The 23,367-nt window shown below is 63.9% G+C and carries 22 protein-coding genes and 1 pseudogene; 7 read left to right on the forward strand and 16 right to left on the reverse strand.

All coding sequences use genetic code 11. The annotated features are described in order from the left end of the window. Positions 1 to 40: 40 nt before the first annotated feature. A complete protein-coding gene (locus LGN19_RS35185) occupies positions 41 to 691 on the reverse strand; it encodes a LysE family translocator (RefSeq protein ID WP_226219779.1) in 651 nt (216 codons plus the stop codon). A 165-nt stretch (positions 692 to 856) separates the two neighbouring features. Here LGN19_RS35185 and LGN19_RS35190 point away from each other — a divergent pair, with 165 nt between their 5' ends. Beyond that, positions 857 to 1,777, forward strand: coding sequence for a LysR substrate-binding domain-containing protein (locus tag LGN19_RS35190; protein ID WP_226219780.1), 921 nt, complete (start codon positions 857 to 859; stop codon positions 1,775 to 1,777). Between the two features lie 112 nt (positions 1,778 to 1,889). On the opposite strand, the gene LGN19_RS35195 is transcribed toward LGN19_RS35190, so the two are convergent. Continuing rightward, positions 1,890 to 2,726, reverse strand: coding sequence for an alpha/beta fold hydrolase (locus tag LGN19_RS35195; protein ID WP_226219781.1), 837 nt, complete (start codon positions 2,724 to 2,726; stop codon positions 1,890 to 1,892). Between the two features lie 141 nt (positions 2,727 to 2,867). Here LGN19_RS35195 and LGN19_RS35200 point away from each other — a divergent pair, with 141 nt between their 5' ends. Further along, on the forward strand, positions 2,868 to 3,425 hold the full coding sequence (locus LGN19_RS35200; RefSeq protein ID WP_226219782.1) for a GNAT family N-acetyltransferase: 558 nt from the start codon (positions 2,868 to 2,870) through the stop codon (positions 3,423 to 3,425). 61 nt (positions 3,426 to 3,486) lie between these two features. Here LGN19_RS35200 and LGN19_RS35205 read toward each other — a convergent pair whose 3' ends face one another. After that, positions 3,487 to 4,317 (reverse strand): oxidoreductase, encoded by an 831-nt coding sequence (locus tag LGN19_RS35205; protein ID WP_226219783.1) that lies wholly within the window; start codon positions 4,315 to 4,317, stop codon positions 3,487 to 3,489. 94 nt (positions 4,318 to 4,411) lie between these two features. Here LGN19_RS35205 and LGN19_RS35210 point away from each other — a divergent pair, with 94 nt between their 5' ends. Continuing rightward, a complete protein-coding gene (locus tag LGN19_RS35210) occupies positions 4,412 to 5,383 on the forward strand; it encodes an AraC family transcriptional regulator (protein WP_226219784.1) in 972 nt (323 codons plus the stop codon). A gap of 46 nt (positions 5,384 to 5,429) precedes the next feature. Here the strand turns inward: LGN19_RS35210 and LGN19_RS35215 are convergent, their stop codons facing one another. The 4 genes from LGN19_RS35215 to LGN19_RS35230 form a co-directional block, all read right to left on the reverse strand. Next, positions 5,430 to 6,821, reverse strand: coding sequence for an MFS transporter (locus LGN19_RS35215; protein WP_226219785.1), 1,392 nt, complete (start codon positions 6,819 to 6,821; stop codon positions 5,430 to 5,432). Between the two features lie 36 nt (positions 6,822 to 6,857). Further along, complete coding sequence (locus LGN19_RS35220) at positions 6,858 to 7,547, reverse strand: NUDIX hydrolase (RefSeq protein WP_226219786.1); 690 nt, start codon at positions 7,545 to 7,547, stop codon at positions 6,858 to 6,860. A gap of 284 nt (positions 7,548 to 7,831) precedes the next feature. Beyond that, a complete protein-coding gene (locus tag LGN19_RS35225) occupies positions 7,832 to 9,037 on the reverse strand; it encodes an MFS transporter (protein ID WP_226219787.1) in 1,206 nt (401 codons plus the stop codon). Beyond that, positions 9,034 to 9,399 carry a RidA family protein gene (locus LGN19_RS35230; protein WP_122950484.1) on the reverse strand — a complete coding sequence of 122 codons (366 nt, stop codon included), beginning with the start codon at positions 9,397 to 9,399 and terminating at the stop codon, positions 9,034 to 9,036. The genes LGN19_RS35225 and LGN19_RS35230 overlap by 4 nt, the downstream gene beginning before the upstream one ends. 133 nt (positions 9,400 to 9,532) lie before the next feature. Here LGN19_RS35230 and LGN19_RS35235 point away from each other — a divergent pair, with 133 nt between their 5' ends. The 3 genes and pseudogenes from LGN19_RS35235 to LGN19_RS35245 form a co-directional block, all read left to right on the forward strand. Next, positions 9,533 to 10,351: a TrmB family transcriptional regulator gene (locus LGN19_RS35235; RefSeq protein WP_174957458.1), complete on the forward strand. Its 819-nt coding sequence runs from the start codon at positions 9,533 to 9,535 to the stop codon at positions 10,349 to 10,351. A gap of 87 nt (positions 10,352 to 10,438) precedes the next feature. Beyond that, a complete protein-coding gene (locus tag LGN19_RS35240; protein ID WP_226219788.1) occupies positions 10,439 to 11,296 on the forward strand; it encodes a PhzF family phenazine biosynthesis protein in 858 nt (285 codons plus the stop codon). A gap of 242 nt (positions 11,297 to 11,538) precedes the next feature. Continuing rightward, positions 11,539 to 11,690, forward strand: a pseudogene (locus tag LGN19_RS35245) (ISNCY family transposase); the annotation flags it as partial. On the opposite strand, the gene LGN19_RS35250 reads toward LGN19_RS35245, so the two are convergent. The 6 genes from LGN19_RS35250 to LGN19_RS35275 all read right to left on the reverse strand — a co-directional run bounded on the left by LGN19_RS35250 (position 11,681) and on the right by LGN19_RS35275 (position 17,463). Further along, the gene (locus LGN19_RS35250) at positions 11,681 to 12,298 is read right to left on the reverse strand and encodes a M17 family peptidase N-terminal domain-containing protein (RefSeq protein ID WP_174957416.1); all 618 of its coding nucleotides are present in this window, start codon (positions 12,296 to 12,298) and stop codon (positions 11,681 to 11,683) included. The pseudogene LGN19_RS35245 and the gene LGN19_RS35250 sit on opposite strands and share 10 nt — an antisense overlap. A 239-nt stretch (positions 12,299 to 12,537) precedes the next feature. Then, a complete protein-coding gene (locus LGN19_RS35255; RefSeq protein ID WP_226219789.1) occupies positions 12,538 to 12,942 on the reverse strand; it encodes a hypothetical protein in 405 nt (134 codons plus the stop codon). 431 nt (positions 12,943 to 13,373) lie between these two features. After that, the gene (locus tag LGN19_RS35260; RefSeq protein WP_226219790.1) at positions 13,374 to 14,915 is read right to left on the reverse strand and encodes a GMC family oxidoreductase; all 1,542 of its coding nucleotides are present in this window, start codon (positions 14,913 to 14,915) and stop codon (positions 13,374 to 13,376) included. A gap of 32 nt (positions 14,916 to 14,947) precedes the next feature. Next, entirely contained in the window at positions 14,948 to 15,361 is a 414-nt protein-coding gene (locus LGN19_RS35265; protein WP_226219791.1) for a DoxX family protein, read from the reverse strand. 62 nt (positions 15,362 to 15,423) lie between these two features. Beyond that, the gene (locus LGN19_RS35270) at positions 15,424 to 16,149 is read right to left on the reverse strand and encodes a pirin family protein (RefSeq protein WP_226219792.1); all 726 of its coding nucleotides are present in this window, start codon (positions 16,147 to 16,149) and stop codon (positions 15,424 to 15,426) included. Between the two features lie 399 nt (positions 16,150 to 16,548). Beyond that, a complete protein-coding gene (locus LGN19_RS35275) occupies positions 16,549 to 17,463 on the reverse strand; it encodes a LysR family transcriptional regulator (RefSeq protein WP_175220719.1) in 915 nt (304 codons plus the stop codon). A gap of 126 nt (positions 17,464 to 17,589) precedes the next feature. Here LGN19_RS35275 and LGN19_RS35280 point away from each other — a divergent pair, with 126 nt between their 5' ends. Further along, complete coding sequence (locus tag LGN19_RS35280; RefSeq protein ID WP_226219793.1) at positions 17,590 to 19,866, forward strand: FdhF/YdeP family oxidoreductase; 2,277 nt, start codon at positions 17,590 to 17,592, stop codon at positions 19,864 to 19,866. Between the two features lie 343 nt (positions 19,867 to 20,209). Here LGN19_RS35280 and LGN19_RS35285 read toward each other — a convergent pair whose 3' ends face one another. From LGN19_RS35285 to LGN19_RS35295, 3 genes are all read right to left on the reverse strand, one after another. Continuing rightward, positions 20,210 to 21,148, reverse strand: coding sequence for an alpha/beta hydrolase (locus LGN19_RS35285; protein ID WP_226219794.1), 939 nt, complete (start codon positions 21,146 to 21,148; stop codon positions 20,210 to 20,212). 171 nt (positions 21,149 to 21,319) lie between these two features. Next, a complete protein-coding gene (locus LGN19_RS35290) occupies positions 21,320 to 22,084 on the reverse strand; it encodes an SDR family NAD(P)-dependent oxidoreductase (protein WP_226219795.1) in 765 nt (254 codons plus the stop codon). Between the two features lie 87 nt (positions 22,085 to 22,171). Further along, positions 22,172 to 23,158, reverse strand: a complete 987-nt coding sequence (locus tag LGN19_RS35295) for a zinc-binding dehydrogenase (protein WP_174957424.1) — start codon at positions 23,156 to 23,158, stop codon at positions 22,172 to 22,174. Positions 23,159 to 23,367: the final 209 nt, after the last annotated feature.

Below are 23,367 nucleotides of genomic sequence, written 5' to 3' on the forward strand. Positions count from 1 at the left end.
GGTCAGGGCAAACGAAGCGTAACGCAGATCGCCGACAGGCTTACGCGGCACCCGCGATCGCACTGCCGAGCCCGGCGAGCGCAATCACGAGCAGCGCGCCCGCCGACGAGGCCGTGATCCAGCGCTGCTTGCGATGAATCAGCGGATGGTTGATCGCGGCCATGTAGCTGGTCAGGATCGTGAAATCGACCGCGATCCACAGCGCGGCCAGGATGGCCAGGCTCACGCGCGAATCCGGCGTGATGCCGACGAACTGCGGAAAGAAGGCGACGAAGAACAGCAGGTCCTTCGGATTCGCGATGCCGACGAGAAAGCCGCGCACGACGCCCGGCAAGCGCCGCGCCTGCGATGCCGGGTTACCTTCCCGCGAGTCGATGCCGTCGCGCATCCGGCTGGCGCGCCATTCGCCGAGCAGCGTCCGGATGGCCAGCACCGCGATGAAGATGCAACCGGCCACGTGCAGCCCCGTGAGCAGGCGATCGCTGACGAGCACGACGCCGAACACCATCAGCATCGCCCCCGCGATCATCACGAGGCTCGCGGCATTCGCGCCCACCGCGGTCAGCATGCCCTGGCGAAAGCCGCGCCGCGCGACGGTGCCGACCACGAGCATGACGACGGGGCCGGGTGTCGCGATGAGCAGCACGATCGCGGCGAGATAGGCGAACAGCAGCGGGTAATGGAGTGTCATGACAAAAAGTTGCTGGATGGATTGACGCGCGCGCCCGCCACGGTGGCATCATCGGGATTCAGCGCGGCGGATTGCAGGGTTTTGTGAAGTATTGCGTGCCCGGCCGGCTGCTGAAAAACGGAAAATCCTGTGGGATGACATGAGTTTTATTCATATTCGAAACCCGTGAAGGCCAAACCGCTCCCCCCTGTCTACGCGTTGCGCGCGTTCGAGTGCGCCGCGCGCACCGGCTCGTTTACGCTGGCCGCCGAGGAACTGAGCCTGACGCAGAGCGCAGTGAGCAAGCACGTCAGGACGCTCGAGGCCTACTTCGGCCGGAAGCTGTTCGTCCGGCGCGGCCCCAGGATGACCGTGACGGCGGAAGCGCACATCTTCGCGTCGGGCCTGCGGCGCGGCTTCAGGCAGATCGAGGAAGCCTGCGTGCTGTTCCAGTCGCAACGCGACGTGCTGCGCCTCAAGGCGCCATCCACCCTCACGATGCGCTGGCTGCTCGATGCACTGGCCGCGTTTCGCGACACGCGCCCCGCGTTCGAGGTGCAGATCGCGAGCGTGTGGATGGATGTCGATACCGTCGATTTTTTCAGCGAATCCTACGATTGCGCGATCCTGCTCGGCACCGGCAAGTTCGGCGAGGCCACGCAGTGCGTGAAGCTGTTCGCCGAATGGCTGATTCCGGTGTGCTCGCGTGCGATCGCGACGGTCGCACGTACGAACCCGGCGGCGTGCGAGCTGATCCACCCGTCGCCCGACCGGCGCGACTGGCGCCGCTGGCTCAAGGGCAGCGGCCATGATCTCGAGGTGGACATCACGCGCGGGCAGGTGTTCGACATGCTCGAACAGGGGATCGCGGCGGCCATCGCCGGCCACGGCCTCTCGATTGGCGATCTCGCGCTGTGCGCGACGGCCATCGACGAGAAACAGTTGGTGCTGCCGTTCAAGACGGCCGTCAATACCGGCGACGCGTACTACCTCGTGTGGCCGGAAGACTCCGCCAAGGTCGCGCAGGTGCGCGCCCTGCTCGCGTTCCTGGAAAGCCGGATGCCGCGCCTGACGTTTCCGGGCATCCGCTTCAACGGTCCGGGCTGAACCGCTGCGGCCGGTGATCCGGCCGCGTTGCCGACGGCGCTACGGGCCCAACCTCGCGCCGCCGGCCCGCAACGACAGCGCAGCCCGCCAAAGCGGGCCTGCGCCACCCCTGTTACGCCTGCACGAAAGCCAGCAGGTCGGCGTTGAGCACGTCCGCGTTGACCGTCAGCATCCCGTGCGAGTAGCCCGGGTAGGTCTTCAGCGTGCCGTTCTTCAGCAGCTTGATCGACTTCAGCGCGGCATCCGCGATCGGCACGATCTGGTCGTCTTCGCCATGGAGCACGAGCGTCGGGACGGAGATCGACTTCAGGTCGTCGGTCTGGTCCGTTTCCGAAAACGCCTTGATGCCTTCGTAATGCGCCTTGGCGCTGCCTTCCATCCCCTGTCGCCACCAGTTGCGGATCACGCCCTGATGCACGGTTGCACCTTCGCGGTTGAACCCGTAGAACGGGCCGCTCGGCACATCGAGGAAGAATTGCGCGCGATTGTCGGCGAGCGCCTTCCGGAAACCGTCGAACACCTCGATCGGCAGGCCTTCGGGGTTCGACTCGGTTTTCAGCATCAGCGGCGGCACCGCGCTGACCAGCACCGCCTTCGCGACGCGGCCAGCCGGCTCGCCATGCTTCGCGACGTAGCGGGCCACTTCGCCGCCACCGGTCGAGTGACCGATGTGCACCGCATTGCGCAGGTCGAGCGCTTCGACGACCGCGAACGCATCTGCCGCGTAATGATCCATGTCATGGCCGTCCGACACCTGCGCCGACCGGCCGTGGCCGCGCCGGTCGTGCGCCACCACGCGATAGCCCTTCTGGATGAAGAAGAGCATCTGCGCATCCCAGTCGTCGCCGGACAACGGCCAGCCATGGTGGAACATGATGGGCTGCGCGTCCTTCGGGCCCCAGTCCTTGTAGAAAATCTCGACGTGATCCTTCGTTGTGACGGTTGGCATCGCGATGGACTCCTGTAAGGTGGATGAACTCGGCGCTCTGGCCGGAAGCCATTATCGGACAGTATTGTTAAACGTCGATGCCGCGATGCGGGCGATCGTCGCCCGTCCGCTCAACCTGGACGAACCCTCGAAGGACCAACGATGGCGCTGCGCGCTGACCCGATTCAGATCGAATCGGACCGACTGTCGATCAAGCCATTTTCTGCCGGCGACGCCGATGCGACGTATCCATGCATCACGCCGACCCTGACGCGTTTCATGGCCTGGGAGCCGCCGCCCGACCGGGCCAGCTTCGATCGCATCTGGCGCGCGTGGCTGCCTTCGATCGCGGACGGCAGCGACTTCGTCTTCACCGTCCGCCAGCGCGACGGCGGAACGTTCCTGGGCCTGGTCGGTCTTCATCACGTCACGGATGCCGGTGCGGAACTCGGCGTCTGGATTCGCGAGGATCGCCATCGCGAAGGCATGGGCCGTGAAGCGGTCGGTCTCGTCGTCGAATGGGCATGCGCGACGCTCGGCATTCGACGCTTTACCTATCCGGTTGCCGAAGCAAACGAGCCCAGCCGCCGCATTGCGGAATCGCTGGGCGGCACGGTCGCGCAGCGTGGCGAGACGCCCAAGTACCGGTCGGTCACTTACGTGATATCGCGAGACGCGGGCTCTGCCAACCGCGACGACGCGGCGCGCGTCGGCAGTTGAAGATCCACGCGGGAGCGCCGTGGCGGCCCGACACCGCACTCCCGCGCCAGTCGCGCCCGCGTCAACCGTCCGTCGACACCGTCACGGCCTCCCACGCCTGGATTTCCGCATCCAGCGCAGCCAATTTTCCACGCACGAGCCGCAGCGCATCGCTGCCGAGCAGCAGATGCGCGGGCGGATGGCCCGACGCGATCGCCGCGAGCATCGCCCGTGCGGCCTTCGCGGGATCGCCCAGCTGCTTGCCGCTCTTCTCTTCGCGCGCCTGGCGGATCGGGTCGAAGATCGCGTCGTAATCCGCGATCGAGCGCGGCGTGCGCAACATCGAGCGGCCCGCCCAGTCGGTGCGGAACGACCCCGGCGCCACGGCCGTCACCGCGATGCCGAACGGCTCCAGCTCCTTGCCGACCGATTCGGAAATGCCTTCCAGCGCGAACTTGCTGCCGCAGTAGTAGGCGATTCCCGGCATCGTGATGTGGCCGCCCATCGACGTGATGTTCAGGATGTGGCCGCGCCGCCGTTCGCGCATGTACGGCACGACCGCCTTCATCATCGCGACCGCGCCGAATACGTTCACGTCGAACTGCCGGCGCATTTCCGCGAGCGGCGCTTCTTCCATGATCCCTTCGTGCCCGTAGCCGGCGTTGTTCACCAGCACGTCGACGGGCCCGACGTTCGCCTCGATTTCAGCCACGACGCCGTCGATGCGATCGAAGTCGGTCACGTCGAGCACCCGCGCGAACGCCTGCGCGGACAGCGCTTCGAAATCCTGCGCCGCCTGCGCGCTTCTCACGGTGCCCACCACCTTGTGACCGGCCGTGAGCGCCTCTTGCGCGAGCGCGCGGCCGAAGCCGCTGCTGACGCCAGTAATGAGCATGAGCTTGCCGGATGCCATTTGCGCTTCTCCCGAATGTTGATTGAAGCATGCATACTAGTCTGACGAACCACGTCGAATAAGCCCGATTCCGCTGATTTTCTTGCACAAAACTATGAACACCGAGCCCGCCGCCCCCCGATCTCCGTCGCTGCCGCCGCGCGACCGGAAGCGCCTGGTGACGCTGCTGCGCGCGCTGGCGCCCGACGAAGGCTACAACCTGACGGCCCTGCCGAGCGTGCGCATCCTGCGTTCGAACCGCGCGCTGTCGCGCACGCCGGTGCTGTACGACCCCGGCATCGTGATCGTGTGCCAGGGCTGCAAACGCGGCTACTTCGGCGGCGAGCGCTACCTGTACGACGAGCACCACTACCTGGCGGTGTCCGTGCCCGTGCCGTTCAGCATGGAAACCGACGCCACGCCCGAGCGGCCGCTGCTCGCGCTGTACCTGCACCTCGATTTCACGATGGCCGCCGAACTCGCGGCGCAGATCGACCGCGCAGGTATCGCGGAGCCCGTGCAGGCGCCCCGGAGCATGATGTCAACGCCGATGGACGGCACGATGCACGCGTCGGTGCTGCGATTCGTCGAGGCGATGCACCGGCCGCTCGACGCCGCGGTGCTGGGCCCGGCGCTGCTGCGCGAGCTGTATTTCCGCGTGCTCACCGGCGCGCAGGGCAGCGCGATGCGCGGCGCGCTGGCGATGCGCGGACAGTTCGGCCGGATCGGCCGGTCACTGCGCGTGATCCACGCCGATTACGCGCAACCGCTCGACGTGCCGCAACTGGCCGACGAAGCCGGCATGAGCGTGCCGAGCTTCCACAGCCACTTCAAGGCGATCACGCAGGTATCGCCGATGCAGTACCTGAAGTCGACACGGCTGCATCAGGCCCGGTTGCTGATGGTGCGCGAGGACCTGACGGCGGAGGCGGCCGGCTACGCGGTCGGTTATGCGAGCCCGTCGCAGTTCAGCCGCGAATTCAAGCGCCTGTTCGGCCTGACGCCGGCGAAGGAAACGCAGCGGATGCGCGAAAGCTTCGCCATACCAGCCGCGTTCGAGGATGCGGTGTTCGTGTCGTCGCATTGATGCGGGCACCGCGACGGGCCCGTGTGTCGATTTCGGTCAACCGCACCTAGCCCCGCTGACGGTAGATGCGCGCGATGCTCGCGAAAAACGACAGCGCGGCGATCGCGCAGGCCAACGCGAACACATAGACCGGAAATTGCCGCTCGCCCCCTCCTCCGCCCGCGCCGCCGACGAGTGCAATCACCACGGCGACCAGCGCGGCGCCGATCGACTGGCCCGTCGTTCTCGCAGTCGACAGCACGCCGGACGCGGTGGCCGTCCGGTTCTTCGCCGCGTTCGCAAACATCTCCTTGTTGTTCGGCGGCAGGAAGAAGCCGTACCCCATGCCGCATAGCGCGACACGCCACAAGACATCCCCGACCGTTGGTTGCGCGGGCAACAGGGTCAGCGAACCGATCCCGAGACAGAACGTCAGCACGCCGACACTCGACAGCAGCGTCGCATTGACGCGATTCGCCAGTCGCCCGGCAAACGGCGCGCACAGCGCGACCGCAATCGGCCAGGGTGTAAAGACCAGCGCCGATTTCAATACGCTGTACGCATACGTGTGCTGCAGCACGAACGGCAACGCCACCAATGCCATGCCCTGCGACACGAACATCGTCACCGACGTCAGCACTGCGAACGTGTACCGGCGCGACCTGAAAATATCCAGCGGCAACAGCGGATGCCGTGCCCGGGTCTGCCCGATGCAGAAGGCCAGCATCAACGCCACCGCCGCCGCGGCAAGCACCAGCACGGTTCGATTGCTCCACTGCCCGATCTGGTCGATGGCCAGCGCAAACAGGCCGAATGCCGCGGTGGAAGTCACCGCACCCGGCACGTCGAAGCCGCGCTCCCGATGCGTGTCTTTCCCCAGCGCGACGAACGAGAACGCGATGGCGGCGATCCCGAACGGCAGGTTGATGTAGAACAGCCAGGGCCACGATGCCCAGGAGACGATCAGGCCGCCCAATGCCGGGCCGACGGCCGTCCCGACCGCAAATACCAGCGCATTGATGCCGAAGATCGTCCCCAGCGAACCGGGCGGAAAGATCACCCGGTAGAGACCGTAGCCGACGCTGATCAGGATGGCGTAGCTGATGCCCTGCAGGATCCGCATCGCCACCAGCGCACCGAAGGTGGGCGCCAGCCCGCAGCCGAGGGACGAGAGCGTAAACAACACCAGCCCGATCGTGTAAAAGCGTCGCTCGCCGATTCGCGAGCCGAGCGACGCGCACGTCAGCATCGTCGCCGCGCTCGCCACCTGATACCCGTTCGCGACCCAGATGACCGCCGCCGCACTCACGTGCAGGTCGGTCGAGATCGTCGGCAGCGCGATATTGACGATCGCGCTGTCCAGCGCGGACATGAATACGCCGACCAGAATCGCAACCGCTGCAAAATAGCGGCGAGGGATGTCGAACCCTTCGTCGCCGAACGCTTCTGCCATCTCCATGCGTCACCCTTGCCGGACGGAGGCCCGGTTCATGAACTAGTCGCGACGCGTCTGCTCGCCGCGTGCGGGATCGCGTACCAGGCCCACGAGCGACTTCAGGATGAGCGCAGTCACGCCCCAGATGTCCTGCGTCTGCTCCGCCCAGTACCATGCGCCCGCGCGTTCGCCGTCCGTGTATTGCCGTAGCAGATCCGGATTCAGCAGCACGGAGAATGGAAACTCGAAGATCTCCGCGACTTCCGCGGGCGCCGCCTCCCATTGCGCCGTTTCCGGCACGATGCCGATCACGGGAAAGATCGCGTGATTGCGCTTTCTGGTTTTATGGATCGGCAAGCTGCCGACCACGCGAACCGCGCCCGGCGCAAGGCGGATCTCCTCGAACGCCTCGCGCAATGCGGTCGCACCGATATCGCGGTCGGATTCCGCCGGGCGTCCACCCGGAAAACTCACATGCGACGAGTATTCGCTGAGATCCGATGAGCGCTTGGTCAGCAGGATCGTCGGCTCGCGCCGCGCGACGATCGCGACCAGCACCGCCGAGAATTTCCACTGTCTGTCGTTGTCCGCGAGGGATTGCTTCGCGGTCGGCCAGTCCATGCCGGCAGAAATGCCGTAGCTTTCCACGCCACGAACGATCGCGTCCAGAGCGGCCTGCGGCGAGCCGGTTCCTGCATGCGCGCCGGCCAACCCGCCGCCGGTATTCACCACGCTTCTGTCTGGTTCCATGTCTTCCTCCTGCGTGCGGCAACCGGCACGCGTCAAGCGACACTGAACCCGACACGTGTTGCATGGGCACGGCGCCGTTGTGGTCAATCCGATGAGCCCGTGTTCGCATGCGATCGCAAATGTCACGCGCGGAAGCGCGACTGTCTGCTTCAGCGTAAAAATATCCGCCAGCGTTGCGGATAGTTGAATGCCAAAGCCCGATCGCCGTCGATCGACGGAGCAACCCGATCATGCACGAAAAATGAAATTCGGATCGACCACGCGCACGCACGTCGCGCCTGCGCTCAAGCGGCGGAGGTCGGCTCGCTCCGCGCATCGACGCTCGTCGATGCGGTACCGATCAACCCGGCCGCCGCGATTGCCGCGGCCGCCACGATCATCATCGCGCCCCACCCGACCCGCGCGTTGAGCAGCCCTGCCGCCACGGCACCGCCGGCACCGGCCGCGTAGTAGAGCGTCAGGTACGCTGCGCTCAATGCTCCGGCCTGGGCCGGCTGAATCGCGACGACACGCGTCTGGTTCGCGACCTGTGCGGCAAAGCAACCGGCATCGAACATGGCCAGCCCGACGCCCAGCCATCCGGGACGACCGAGCGCAACGGCAAGCAGCAGGGCCGACACGGCCGCCACGCAGAGCCCGCCCCGGATGACCGCGCGATCGCCGAATCGATCGGCAAGTTTTCCGGCCACGCGCGTCACGCCAAGCCCCAGCACGCCCGCGAGACTGTACGTACCGATCGCCGCGGCACCCAGGCTATACGGTGGCTCGGCCAGGCGAAGCGCGAGCCCCACCCAGACCAGGTTGAACGCGAAGAACCAGAGCATGCCGGCGCAGGTGCGGCGTCTCAACTGAGCGCTGTCGCGCAGCAACCGCGCAATGGCACCGATCGCGTTCGCACGGCCGGGCAGCCCTTCCGGCCGGCCGCCGGGCAACAGCATGGCACCGCCGATGGCGGCCAGCGCAACGCATCCGGCCAGCGCGAGCAATGCGCCGCGCCATCCGAACCATTGCGACAGCACGCCGCCCACGAAACGGCTCAGCAGGATCCCGGCGGAAATCCCCGCCGACACGGCCCCGATCGCCACGCCGCGCCGTTGCGGATCCGCATGTTTTCCGGAAACTGCACTGCACTGCGCCGCTACCGTCGTTGCCGCGCCCACCAGAAAGAAGCCGGCGTCGAGCGCGAACGGCCCGGGCGACCACGACGCGCACACCAGCAACAACGCGAGCGCGCCCATCTGCGCCGAGATGAGGGCGCGCGGGCTGAACCGGTCAACCAGCGGCACCAGCAATACAAGGCCGACCAGATAACCGAGCATCGTCACGGACGCGAGGGCCGCCATGCGCGACGCGGCCACGCCGAACTCGCTCGCGATCGCAGACAGCGACGGCTGCAACGCGTAGCCGTTGGCGATCGCCACGCCGGCCGCCAGTGCAAGCACCACCGTCGCGGTGCGGGACAGCGGCACGCGGTTGCCGGCGACGGTCATGCCGCGGTCCTGACCGCGATCGCCTCGACTTCGACCAGGATCTCCGGGTCGACGAACGGCAGCGCATGCACCAGCGAAAACGCCGGCCGGATATCGCCGTAGATCTCCCCATGCGCGCGCGCCGCGGCTTCCCAGTTGTCGAAGTCCGCCACCACCAGGCGGCTCTGGACAACGTCCGACAACGAGAACCCGGCGTCCGCCAGCACACGGTCGATCGTCGCCAGCGCATCGCGTGTCTGCGCGTACACGTCTACGCCTTTGCCGGCCGTCCCCGAAATGTAGATGGTGTTGTCGACGACCACCGCGCGCGAGTAGCCGACCTTGGGCTCCCACGGGGAGCCGGTGCTGATCCGTTTACGCATCTTGAAGATCCCTCCAGTCAGGTTTGGATGCATCACCTACTACTTGGGTAGTAAGTTCGAGCGATTGTATACTACTCCGGTAGTTAATCAAGAAGCCCCACGCAGGTCGTCGTGGGAGCAGGAGCCGATACGCATGAGCGAGAACACGGAGCTGATCACATCGTTGATCCGGCTTGGATTCACCCAGTACGAGGCGCAGGCCTATGCTGCCCTCGTCGGTCAGGCCGCGCTGACGGGTGCGGAAGTCGGCCGGCGCGCCGGCATGCCGCCATCGAAAATCTACGAAACCCTCGGCCGCCTGGAAACGCGCGGTGCGGTGCTCGTCAACCGGTCGGAACCCGTACGCTATGCGGCCGTGCCCCACCGGTCGTTGCTCGAGGACTTGCGCACACGCTTCAATGCGGATCTCGAACTGGCCGCGGGCGCGCTCGATCGGCTGCCGGTTCAACAGGAGCCGGGGCTCGTCTGGTCGTTGAGCGGTCGGGAAGCAATCGCCAGCGCATTCGCGCGCGTCATCGTCAATGCGAAAACGCAGATCTTCGCGGGCGTCTGGGACGAAGAGATCGACGATCTCGGGCCGCTGCTCGAGGCTGCCGCGGCACGGGGCGTCGACACGCACGTGGCGATTTACGGCAATCGCACGCTCAACGGGCCGCGCCACTACGACATGGCCAAATGCGGCGCCAGCGCAAGGCTCAGGCTGTCCGGTCGCCGGCTCGCCGTCGCCGTGGCGGACAACACCGAGGCAGTCGTGGCGGAATTCGGCGATCATTCACCCGATCACGCCACCTTGACGACCAATCCGGTCATTGCGCTGCTCGCGGTCGAGTACATCAAGGCGGACGTGAGCGGGCGCGTGTTGATCGACGCAATGAGTCCGGCGGAGTACAGGAAAATCCTGAAGCATCCCGACATGCAGGCGATGCTTGCGCCGCTCGACAAGCCGAGCTGACCCATGCGACTCCGCGCGGCTGCCAGCTCATCGAGCAGCGTGCCCCCAACCCAGGTACGGTAATCAACCCACTCACACGAGCGTCAAATGCCTTCCTACGCCTTCCGCCTGCTGAATGTATTCGCCGAATCGACGTTCGGCGGCAACCCGCTTTGCGTATTCGAGGATGCGCGCGGCATGGACGATGCGACCATGCGGGCACTCGCCGTGCAGTTCAACCTGTCCGAGACGACCTTCGTGCTGCCGTCGGAGCACGCCCATGCGCGGGTTCGCATCTTCACGCCGGGCTACGAGATGGCCTTTGCGGGCCATCCGACGCTCGGCACCGCGCACGTCGTGCGCGACCTGCTGGGTACGGGCAACGATCTCGCGCTCGAATTCAAGGCCGGCGTGGTCGACGTCAACGCGCACGACGACGTGTGGACGTTTACCGCGCCGCATTCCGGCATGCCGAAGACAGCAGCATGCGAGTTGCCCGACGCCCGGATCGCGGCTTTGCTGGGACTGACGGAAGACGATCTGCTCACACCGCCGATCTGGGTCGACACCGGCGCCGACCAGTTGCTGGTCGCGCTCAAGGACCCCGCCGCCGTGCGTCGCGCGCAGCCCGACAGCGCGAGCCTCGACGTCTGGCCGACCAGCAGCCTCGGCCGCAAGACCGCGTATGTGTTCGCGTTCGATCCCGAGCGTCCCGAGACGGTGGTGTCGCGCTACTTCTTCGTGAAGCAAGGCAGCGTGTCGGAAGATCCGGGCACCGGGTCGGCCTGCGCGAATCTGGGCGGGTGGCTGCTTGCGATGAACCGCGACCTGCCTGCCGCGTTTCAGGTCGAGCAGGGCGAAGCCGTCGGCCGGCCATGCCTGCTGCGGTTGTCGGTCAGTGCGAGCGGAGAAATCGGTGTCGGTGGGCGCGTGATCGAACTGGGGCGCGGCGTCATCAGCCTATAGACGCGCCCGACGGACAGGTCGTTGCCGTCTGCGGTATCGCGCGGTTCGCGGCCCACGCTGCGACGACAGGTTCGTCAGCAATCTTCCGGGGACAGGGTTCGCGTCCGGGCGATGGCATACATGGCCGTCACTAGTGCGCGATCCGCCACCGGCTACGACGCGGAATGACAGCGGTGACGCCGAGCGAGTTTCGCTTTCCAGTTGGCGTCCGAGGTCAAAAGCTGCTGCGCTGCAGCGTGCGCCTGGGCGAATCCATTCAGATCGACGGCAGCGATCATCGGTGGTTCGAGGAACGGGTGCCGGCTGCATGCTGCTGGTGGAGGTGGACGCCCCGACGCGCCGGCTGAGGACGCCGCATTTCACGCAAACCGAATCGATCTTCCTCTACGTCGAGCGCCGGGACTGTGCGGTCGCCAGTGCGTTTCCGAATTGTTCTACGGCTCCGTCGAAGCGGGACGCGCCGACATCGAAGACCCAATGGCGCAGTGACGGTAGCGCAGCGAGCCCCAGTTCCGCGATCCGGTATTGTGTGTCTATCGTGGCCAGCACGGCCGTCACCATCGCGTGCGGCATCCCGTCGGTAGCCGCGCTCGTCAACCCGCCGTCGAGTATGCTCGGTGCGAAGGCCACACTTTGCAATCCCTGCTGCATCGCCGTTCGGGCGGCCGTGGCGGCGGCATCCGCGGTGACATCAATGGTCCAGCTTGCGGGATCACCGAGCCCGATCAACAGCACGCGGCCCGCTTCGATGCCCGCGGGCGGGCGGCTGATCAACAGTGTTTCCATCGGCGCTGCCAGAAAGTGACCTTCGCGCCGCAACCCGGTGAGCGCCCCCGACAGCGCGAGGTCGAGATGGCGTAGTCCGCCCGCCGGCCCCCCACCCGCCGCCTCGCGGGCAAACATGCAACCACAGGAAAGATCAACCTGCGCACCGACGCCATCCCATGCGGCAACCTCGAAGGACACATCACGCCAACTGCCGATGATCTGCCGTAGAACCATATCGTCTCTCCCGTGAAGTCAGGTCGCGGCGGGCCCGTCTTCGATCCTGACGATCAATGCGAAAGCCACCCGCGTGCAACTGACCAGACATGCGTGTGCAATCCGGATCAACGGCTTTTGCCGATCGGGATTGCCCTCGATGGCTTCCTGTTCATGCGAAATCGCAGCGGCTACACGTCCTGTCAGCGTGACGCGTAGAGGCCGCTCGAGGCAGGTCGACCACGCGTTTCGCGCGTAGCCTACACAACGTTGCCGATGAGCTTCAACAACGCAGTGTGATCGACCGCGAGATCGGCCGAGTTGTCGAAGTGATACAGATAACGCGTCGCAAATGCGTCCGTGGACGCACGGTCCAGCTTGAGCAATTCCCGTGCTCTTGCCACGACTACCGTCGGCGTCAGCTCCAGTTCACCCTCTTGATCCAGCGCTTCGTCCAGCATGACGATCAGTCGGCTGAGCGGCTCCAGCCACTTCATCGAATCGTCGAAGGCCATCACCTGCAGAAAATCGCCGGCCGATTGGTGCCCATGGGTCTTCTCATACTCGCGACGCTCAAGTTCGACCAGTGTCCGGTGCAAATTGAGAAGCGCGGTCCGGATGCGGGTGCAATGTTCTGCTCCGTGGGAATGTGTTCCAGTATTCATATCGGTTCACCTGTTCAGCCGTGTTCCATTCGGTGGCGGCCCATGCACCGTGTTTCGCGGGCCGCCAGTCACATTGCGACACGTCATCATAGAAGATTGTCTCGACAGATGGCATCGGTTGCCTGTCGGCTATTGAGATCACACGCCGCTCGCGTCCCGGGTAAGGAACGGAACGCGCAGATGACAGTATTACTACGACTATCGCCTTTCACGGCCCAAGGCGTCGTGCAGTTCATGACGTTGCGCCAACGACTTCGAAGTGTCAATCGCCGGCGCGAGACGCGGGGCATCGCCGCCGACTTCAGGCGCCGCGCCCCTGGCCCCGCCCGCGTTCACGACGCCACATGACATGTCGCGTCGGGCGCTCGCACTGCCCGACGCTCCGTGTCTCGAGGCGACGGACAAGGACTTATGTCTTGCCGCAGCGCTGATCAGCGCGCCGCATGCGAAGTCTTGATGCGATCGGCCACGATCTCGGCGACCGCCAGTACCGTCGGATTGGTCGCGACCGAAGGCACGCGCGGCATGATGGAAGCATCCCCGACATACAGGCCGCTGACACCCTTGACCCGACCACTGTCGTCGACCACTGCCCGAGGATCGTCCGCACCCCCCATCGGAGCCGATGACGTCATGTGCAAGTACGTCTGCACGTGTTCGCGGAGAAATGCCCTGATGTCGTCACGGGTTTTCACGTTGGGCCCCGGAGAAATCTCGGCATCCAGGTACTGCGAGAAGGGCTCCGTCGACGCGATGCGCCGTGCCGTTTCCACCGCATCCGCGAGTTTTTCGAGGTCCTTGCTGTTCCCCAGAATACCTGTCTCGATCCGGGGAGGCGTCCTGGGATCACGCGAGACCAGTGTGAGCCGCCCCCGGGAATCGTCCTCGGGCGTCGCGACCGCGAGGCTCATGGAGAAAACCATGCCGCCGTCGTCCGACGACATCGCCTCCAGCATCGTGATGTGACTCGGGATGATGTGCAGGTCGGGAGCGCCTTCGGTTCGCCCCCCGCTTCGGGCGAACAGGAGCGCTGAGATCGGCGGCACGGTAGCGCCCATTTTCTTTGCCGTCGTGGCGAAAACCACGCCGCTGGCCGGCTGTTGCATGTAGTTTTTCCCGACCGGCAAATCGGCGACCGTGTCGATGCCAAGCGCGCCCAGCTCGTCAATCGGGCCGATTCCCGAACGCAACAGCACGGCGGCCGACCCGATCGTCCCGGCCGTCAGGACAACGTTCCTGGCTGCTATCTCTTCCCCGTCGGCAAGCCTTACCCCCGTTGCGACTTGCCCCGAGAATGTGACGACATCGATCAGAACGCCGCCACGAACCGTGAGATTCGGACGCTTCCACACCGCGTCGGTCAGATACGCGAGTGCCGCGCCGAACCGGATCCCCTCCCGGGTAATGTTCATCGGATAGCGGCCGACACCGAAGTGCGCTTTACCGTTGAAGTCGTCCACTTCCGGAAAGCCCCGGGTCTTCGCGGCTTCGATGAATGCCGCATGCGACGGGCTCAGTTCCTTCGCATCCCACCGTCGTACCGGAACCGGGCCATCGCGTCCATGGAGCGACGCGTCGCCATGGTCGTCGGATTCGATCTTCCTGAAATAAGGCAGGACGTCGTCATAGGACCAGTTCTCGAGACCTCGGTCGACCCAGTGCTGGAAATCCGTGGGCAGGGCACGCACGAAGACGCCGGCGTTGATCGACGACCCGCCGCCGAGGACACGCGCGCGAATCTCGACCGGTTGCCCCTCGACATGCGATGCGCTGTCGTCCCAAAGGATCTCCGCGGCCCCGCCGACCGTGAACGCCTGGCTGACAGCGACAGGCGCTTCCTTCGGGTGAAAGACGGCGCCGGCTTCGAGCAGCAGCACCGATATCGACGGATCTTCACTGAGCCGTGCGGCCATGACGCAGCCCGCGGCCCCACCGCCGGCAACGATAAAGTCGAATTGTTTTTCGTCACGCATCCATAACACTCCTGACTAATACCACGTGTGACTCAACGCCCGTCGACGGAGTACCTTCCCGCACCCGTCACGCACAGCAGCATCAGCCCGCCAATGATGCTGATGTTCTTGTAGAAATGGATCATGTTGTCGTACTGCACGGCGCCGGTCATGTTCCAGTAGTGATGACCGACAATCGCCGTCCCGAATGTGTAGAGCGCGAGCAACAAGGCCAGCAGGCGCGTATGAAACCCGACCACCAGCGCGATGCCGACGACGAACTCCATCACCACGGCGATGATCGTCGACAACTCGGGGGCAGGCACGCCACTCGATGCCATGGATGCAACGGTTCCGGAAAATCCGGTCAGCTTCGACCAGCCGAACATCACGAAGAGCACCATCAACAGAATGCGAGCGACGAGAATCAACTCGTCCTTGCGGTTTTCAAACAGTGTGTCACGCACGATTTTTCTCGATGAATTAAGTGTCGCCGCACATGGCGCCAGACGCGTCCTTGGAAGGCCGGTCAAGACCACAACACCGGCGTTTCAATGCCGCGCAAATCGAACACCAGCACTTCCGCACCGCGACCTCGCGTAAAGCTCAGTTCCCGTTCACCACGGACCCGTGCGCCGTCACCTTCGCCAAGTTCGACGCCGTTCACGGCAATCGCACCGCGCGCCACGTGCACATACGCGTAACGGTTGCCGGCAAGTTCGAGCTCGGCGCTTTCGTCGCCGTCGAACAGTCCGGCATAAACGCGAGCGTCCTGTTGCAGCGTCAGCGATTCGTTCGCGCCGTCGGGTGACAACACCAGTCGCAACACGCCACGCTTCTGCTCCTCGCCGAAGTGACGTTGCTGATAGCGTGGCGGCGTGCCGTTCGCGGCCGTTGCGATCCACACCTGCAGGAGGTGCACGGGCTCACGCTTCGAAGGGTTGTATTCGCTATGGGCGACGCCGGTGCCGGCGCTCATCACCTGAATGTCACCGGGTACGATCACCGACCCGGTGCCCATCGTGTCCTTGTGTTCCAGCGAGCCCTCCAGCACGTACGTGAATATCTCCATGTCACGGTGCGGGTGCTTGCCGAATCCTTGCGCCGGCATGATCCGGTCGTCGTTGATCACCAGCAGATCGGAAAAGCCGCTTTGCTTCGGATCGTAATAGCTCGCGAATGAAAACGTGTGACGCGAGCTGAGCCAGCCGTGCTCCGCTCGTCCGCGCTGATCTGCATGTCTAACCTCGAGCATCGTGTTCCTCCTTGCGTGGACGGGATGGCTCGATCACTATGCCGGTTCGGCTCATGCGGCGGAAGCAACAAATCTGAAAACCGGCCTCTCAAATTCAAGAAGCAGGCAGGGATCTGGATTCGGGATTCGCTCGAGAAGCCATCGACCGAGCGCAGGAAGAATGAACCCGCGTGCCCGATGTCTTGCGCCGGGTCGCGATATGCACCCGAGCATTCATTTGATGTAACACCCTGCGCGGTCACGGCGACGGAAACAGAAGAACTGGAATCGATCCTATTCCGCATTGCGCATCCCGTTCGGGATCAACGCCACGGTCCGTCGCGTCGTACCGAATCGCGATCAGATCGCCACGAAGCAAGCAGCGGGACGGGGCCGGGGGCGATGCCCGGGATCACCGGATCAAGCGTGCGAATCCGGAGGCGTTGCCCCGCTCACGACATCACTCAACTTCGCGTCCCAGTACGCCTGGCAAAAGTCGAGATACGCCCTGACGATCGATGACGGATGTCGGTGTGACGGAAACAGCAGGTTCAGCTCGACGGCAGGAAACGGATAGTCGTCCAGAATCGAGACCAGCCGGCCTTTGCGCAACTCGTCCGTGACAAGAAACGGCGGGAGTTCGGTCACGACATCTCCGACGAGCGCGCGGTTGCGCAGATGCGAGTAATCGTTCGTCGACAGCACCGGGCGCGGATGGAATTTCGTGTCGCCGAGATGCCAGACAGGCGGCGCGTACGCCCCGCGCCCCCAGGTTGCACACGGCAAACGATGCAGATCGTCCGGCGTCTCCGGTCGGCCGTAACGCTCGAGCAGCGCGGGGCTCGCGACGAGCCGATGCCGATAGATTGCGATCTTGCGCGCCACCATCGACTCCTGCTCGATCGCCCCGACACGCAACGCCACATCGATGCCGTCGAGAATCAGGTCGACACGGCGCTCAGTGGTATGAACGAACAGGCGAATACCCGGATAACGCGCCTGAAACTCGCCGAGCAGATCCCACCACACTTCGAACGTCGGCGGCAACGACAAACGCAGGAACCCTTTCAATTCATGCTGCGCGCCCACCACCGACTCCCGCGCCTCGGCCAGCGCTTCGATGCCGCGACTGGCGTGTTCGTAGAGCCGCACGCCGGCATCCGTCAAGCGCGTGCCACGCACTGAACGCTCGAGCAATTGCACGGCCAGTTCGCTTTCGAGGGCGCGGATCCGACGACTCAGTGTCGGCAGCGGGATACCCGTGCGTACGGCCGCCGCCGACAGGCTGCCCGCCTGCACGACGATCACGAACATCTCGACAGCATTCAGATCCATATCAGCCTTTCGAATTTGAGAGGGAGGTTATCAGATTTGTCGATTCCGCATCGCGATGCGAACAGGCACAGTGACCAGCCAAAACCGGCCGACATTCAAGCTGACCTGAACAACAACGGAGTTCACATGACTGCACGACGCGACGTCCCGGGTATCCGGGCATACGATGGCCCGGCCGGCGGCTGGGGCGCCCTCCGTGCAACGGCGGAAGCAGTCCGCACGCAGATGGAATCGCTCAAGGCGCCGATCGTGCTGATGCGGACCAACCAGCCCGACGGCTTCGACTGCCCCGGCTGCGCATGGCCCGACAAGGAACACAAGTCGACGTTCCAGTTCTGCGAGAACGGCGCGAAAGCCGTCACGTGGGAAGCAACGACCAAGCGCGTGACGCCCGAGTTCTTCGCGGCTAACACCGTGTCGTCGCTGCTGCGCATGTCGGACTACGAGCTGGAGAACATGGGCCGGCTCACGCATCCGCTCGTCTACGATCGCGCGACCGACACGTTCCGCGCGATCGAGTGGGATGACGCATTCGCGCGCATCGGCGAAGTGCTGCGCGCGCTGCCGCCCGAGCAGGTCGAGTTCTATACGTCGGGCCGCGCGTCGAACGAGGCCGCGTATCTGTTCCAGCTATTCGCACGCGAATACGGGACGAACAACTTTCCCGACTGTTCGAACATGTGTCACGAGCCGACGAGTGTCGGCCTGCCGCAGTCGATCGGCATAGGCAAGGGAACGGTATCGCTGGAAGATTTCGACGTGTGCGACCTGATCATCTCGATCGGCCACAACCCGGGAACCAACCATCCGCGCATGATGGGTACGTTGCATGAAGCCGCGCGCCGCAACGTGCCGATCATCGTGTTCAACCCGCTTCGCGAGCGTGCGCTCGAACGCTTCGCCGACCCTCAGAATCCCGTCGAGATGGCCACCTATGGGTCGACGCGCATTGCGTCGACCTACTTTCAGGTCAAGGCCGGCGGCGACGCGGCCGCGCTCAAGGGCATCATGAAGGCGCTGCTGGCCCTGGACACCGCACAAGGCAACGTGCTGGACCATACGTTCATCGCCCAGCACACCGAAGGCTTCGACACGTTCGCCGCCGATCTCGTCGCGACCGGCTGGGACGCAATCGAGCGGGAAAGCGGGCTCGCGCGTGCCGCACTCGAGCAAGTGGCGAACGCCTATGCAAAGGCGAATGCAACGATCGTCACCTACGGGATGGGCATCACCCAGCACAACACGGGCACCGCGAACGTTCGCCTGATTGCCGACCTGCTGCTGTTGCGCGGCAATATCGGCAAGCCCGGCGCAGGCATCTGCCCGCTGCGCGGTCACTCGAACGTGCAGGGAAACCGCACGGTGGGCATCACCGAAAAGCCGTCGGCCGAATTCCTGAAGAAGATCGAAGACGTGTTCGGCTTCGAAGCGCCGCGTGCGCACGGCCATGATGCCGTCAAGGGCATGCAGGCGATGATCGATGGCACCGCCAAGGCGCTGATCTGCCTCGGCGGCAACTTCGCGGTCGCGCTGCCCGATTCGGAACAGTCGTTCCCGGCGATGGCGAAGCTCGACCTGAGCGTGCATCTCGCCACCAAGCTGAACCGCTCGCACCTGCTGGTCGCGAAGGAAACGTTCATCCTGCCGGTGCTCGGCCGCACCGAGCTCGACATGCAGGCAACCGGCCGGCAGTCGATCACCGTCGAGGATTCGATGTCGATGGTCCATGCGTCGTCGGGCAAGCTCACGCCGGCGTCCGACCATTTGCGCTCCGAGCCCGCAATCGTCGCCGGCATTGCGCACGCAACGCTGCCGGCGAGCAAGGTCGCCTGGCTGGACCTGATCGCCGACTACGACGAGATCCGCACATTGATCGAACGAACCATACCGGGTTTCGAGAATTTCAACGAACGGATCAGGGCGCCGGGCGGATTCCGGCTGCCGCTGCCGCCGACCGAACGCCAATGGCCGACGGCGACCGGCAAGGCGATGTTCTCGGTGTTCAGCGGCGTCGAGGAAGATGCACCCGTTCACGGCGACGACATCCTGCGCCTCGTGACGCTGCGCAGCCACGACCAGTACAACACCACGATCTACGGGCTCGACGACCGCTATCGCGGCGTGTTCGGCCGACGCGACGTATTGTTCATGAACGAGGGCGATCTGGCCGCGTGCGGGCTCGAACACGGCGATCTGGTCGACATCGAGACCGCCACATCCGGCGGCCGGCCGATGCGGCTCGAGAAGATCACGGCGATCGCCTACGACATCGCCGCGGGATCCGTCGGCGCGTATTACCCGGAAGCGAACGTACTCGTCCCGCTCGACTACATCGACAAGGAAAGCGGCACACCGTCGTACAAGTCGGTCCCGGTTCGCGTGGTCCGGTCGCAAACGATCTGAACCGGTCACGCGCCGGCCGACACGGCACGAAGCGCGGCCGGCCGCGGCTCTCCGTGCCGCCGCGCATCACCAGCCGGACGGAATCCGTCCGGTCATCCGGCTCAACTTTCTCGCCGAATATTTGCCTGAGCGCACATCTCCATCCAATGTCTTGAGCGGATGGATCGCCACGCGTCAATTCGATCCGGGAAAGCCCGTCGGGCCCGAACTCCCCGCACTTCATGTCGGCAAAACGCTGCCAAAACAAATTGATTCAAGTGCGGACCTGGCGCTACGTCTCATCCATCACCCACCACCGGATGGCAAACGATTTCCAACACCGGTTCGCTTGCCACCCGCAGCACTACAAAACAGACATCAGGTACTCGCTCAGTCGCGCGTTGAATTTCCTCGCTGTTTCGCTGGGAATGAAGTTGAATCCATGAACGGCCCCGGCCACCACCTCCAACGAAATCGGTACGCCGGCGCAGCTGAGCTTCCTGGCGTACTCGAGACTTTCATCAAGCAACAGATCGAGGCTGCCGACTGCAATGTACGTGCGAGGCAGATTCTCGAGACTCGGCGCGTACGACGGCGAGTAGTATTGAATCTCGATATCCTCCACCTTGTTTCCGCCAAGAAGATATTTCCATCCGAAGTCGTTCACATCGTGGGTCCACACATACTCGCCGGCGTATTTGTTTTTGACCTCGGCGGGATTGGCAGACGTCTTGTAGTCCAGCATCGGAAACAGCATGACCTGGTTCCTGGGGGTGATCTTTGTCTTGTCCCTCAGATAGTGGCACAGCGAAGCAGTGAGACCGCCCCCTGCGCTTTCCCCCATCACCGTTATTCTCTCCCGGTCGATGCCAAGCTGCTCTGCGTTGTCATCAACCCACGTGATGCCGGAAACACAGTCGTTCAGCGGCGTCGGGTACGGGTTTTCAGGAGCCAGCCGGTAATCCACCGCGACGACGACGCAGTGCAGCTTTGCGGCCGCCTCGTGGTGCTCGTTGTCGTACAGATCAGCGGCCCCTGCTACATACCCACCGCCATGGATATAGAAAATGGCAGGCAACAGTTCGTTTTCTGCGCTTTGCGAAGGACCGTATACGAGGACGCTCACATCTTCGTTTACCTGGACTCTCTTCCCGAAAAAAGTGTCGTCCACTTTCGAGCTGAACATGCGCACGGCGGCTCGCGTCGCTTCAATATCATCCTTCGTCTTCAACTTCAAAACAGTGGACGATTCAGTGACGGCGCTTACCTGATCCTTCGCAATGAGATGACGTGAATTGCTCATATACCAATCCTGTGCTCAGATGGGATGCCCGGCCGTCGCGTTCACGTTCGACTGATGCGCTTGCCGGAAATTGAAAATAAAACGTTGCACCTACAACCGCCTTCCTACAAGATATGGAATCCTTCATATCAAGCATTCCTTTCTCTCGCGCAATCGCGCGTATGCCGTGCCTCAATGTGCCGTCATACCACCGTCGGCAAGCCAAACCGCACCCGTGACGAACGACGCCGCGGAAGAACACAGGAACAGCACCACGCCAGCCATTTCCTCGGGCTCCGCTGCACGCCCCATCGGGCTGCTCGCCATCAGGGTCTGCGTCATTGCCGGATCGCTCAGCCAGCGGTCCGTCATCGGCGTACGGATCAGACCCGGCGCCAACGCATTCACACGGATTCCCTGGGTTGCGTAGTCGAGGGCCGCGGCCTTCGTCAAGCCGATCACCCCGTGTTTCGCTGCCGCATACGGCGCCATCCCGGGATCTGCGATCACCCCCGCGACCGAAGCCGTGTTCACGATCGCACCGCCGCCCGTTTTGAGCATCGCTTCGATCTCGTGCTTGACGCACAGGAACACGCCCTTGAGATCGACGGCGATCACCCGGTCAAAATCTTCTTCCGTCATTTCGGCGAAAGGTGCCGTTCGCGGCAAAATCCCCGCATTGTTGAATGCGGCGTCGATCTTCCCGTAAGTCTCCACCGCCGTCGTCACGAGCGCGCGAACGGCTTCGGAGTCGCTGACATCGGTCTTCACGAAGATCGCTTCTCCACCTAACGCATGGATTTGCTCCACGGTTTCGTTGGCACCTTGCCCCACATCACCGATCACCAGCCGAGCGCCGCGTTCGGCAAACGCCAGCGCCGTGGCCCGACCGATACCCGATGCAGCTCCCGTGATCAGGACTGTCTTGCCGGAATAGTCGAACTGTTCGTTACCCATTTTTCATCTCCTGCGTTAATGCAGCACGCGCTGCCTATCAAGACTAGCGGAGGGTGACACCCTGCTTTCGGAATGTTCGCGCCCGGCTCAGATTCGCACCACCAGCTTCCCGTGTGCGCGATTGCTGTCGATCCACTCGTGTGCTTCGCGTACTTCATCGAAAGCGAACGTATGTTGAAGATGCGACGGCCAGCGAGCCACGGCGACGTCATTGACAATCGAGCGCAGTGGCGAATGTGTCAGCGGGAGCGCAGTCGAGCCGAGCAACTGCGCCGGGAAAAAGGCAAGCCGAACAGCCGGGGGCAGATCGGCCATCAGATCAAATTTTTCAAGGATGGGCGGGCCACCCAGCATCCCGATCACGGTGACAGCGCCGAAGGGTCTCAACGTCCTTGCCGTGTCGCGCAGCGTTGACGCACCGACCACTTCGAGCGCGGCATCAATCCCCTTGGGATGGAGTCGAAGCACGTCGCTGGAAATGGTTCCGCTATCGATGATCACATCGTCTGCGCCGGCGATGTGAAGCTGTTCGGCGCGATTTTTCGAGCGTGTCGTCGCGATCACGTGCAGATCTCGTGCTTTGGCGTAAGTAACAGCCGCCAGCCCGATTGTCGAGGTAGCACCGCGCACGAGAATCGTCTGTCCCGACTCGATTTCCAGGCTGCAACTCAGCGCGCCCCAGATCGTCAAATAGGCAAGCGGCAGTGCCGCGAGCGCTTCCCATGACAGTGCAGTACCGTCGAGATCGATCACGTTGGTACGCAACACCGTCACTTCTTCGGCATAGGTGCCCCGGCGACTGAACTGCAAGCCGCCCATTACGGTCGCGACGCGCTGGCCACTCCGGAACATACCGGAAGGATCCTCGAGGATTTCCCCGACTGCCTCGACGCCCGGTACGCGCATGCCGTCGACAGTCCCCATCTTGCCGGCACGTAAATAGGTCTCGACACGATTGAGGCCAAACGCACGGACCCGAATACGAACTTCATCCGCGTTCGGCGGAACGGACGGGATATCGCGGAGTTGCAGGACTTCCGGGCCGCCGATACGGTCGATCACATAAGCTTTCAAGGCGCTTCCTTCACAATCAAGTATTCCTAACCAATCGTTCAGATATGCCGGTCAGATGGGTTGATGAAACACCTCCGCCGCCGCAGAGCCCCTACCGTCTTGCCCTTTCGATCAAGCCGCCAGTTCTGGCGGAACAGCGACGACGGCGCCGCTGTAAAGTTGGATTCTGCTGACCACCGAGCGAGCGACTTTGGTTGTATCGTCTGGCC

The sequence above is a fragment of the Burkholderia sp. AU30198 genome (genome assembly GCF_020419825.1).
Taxonomy (GTDB): Bacteria; Pseudomonadota; Gammaproteobacteria; order Burkholderiales; family Burkholderiaceae; genus Burkholderia.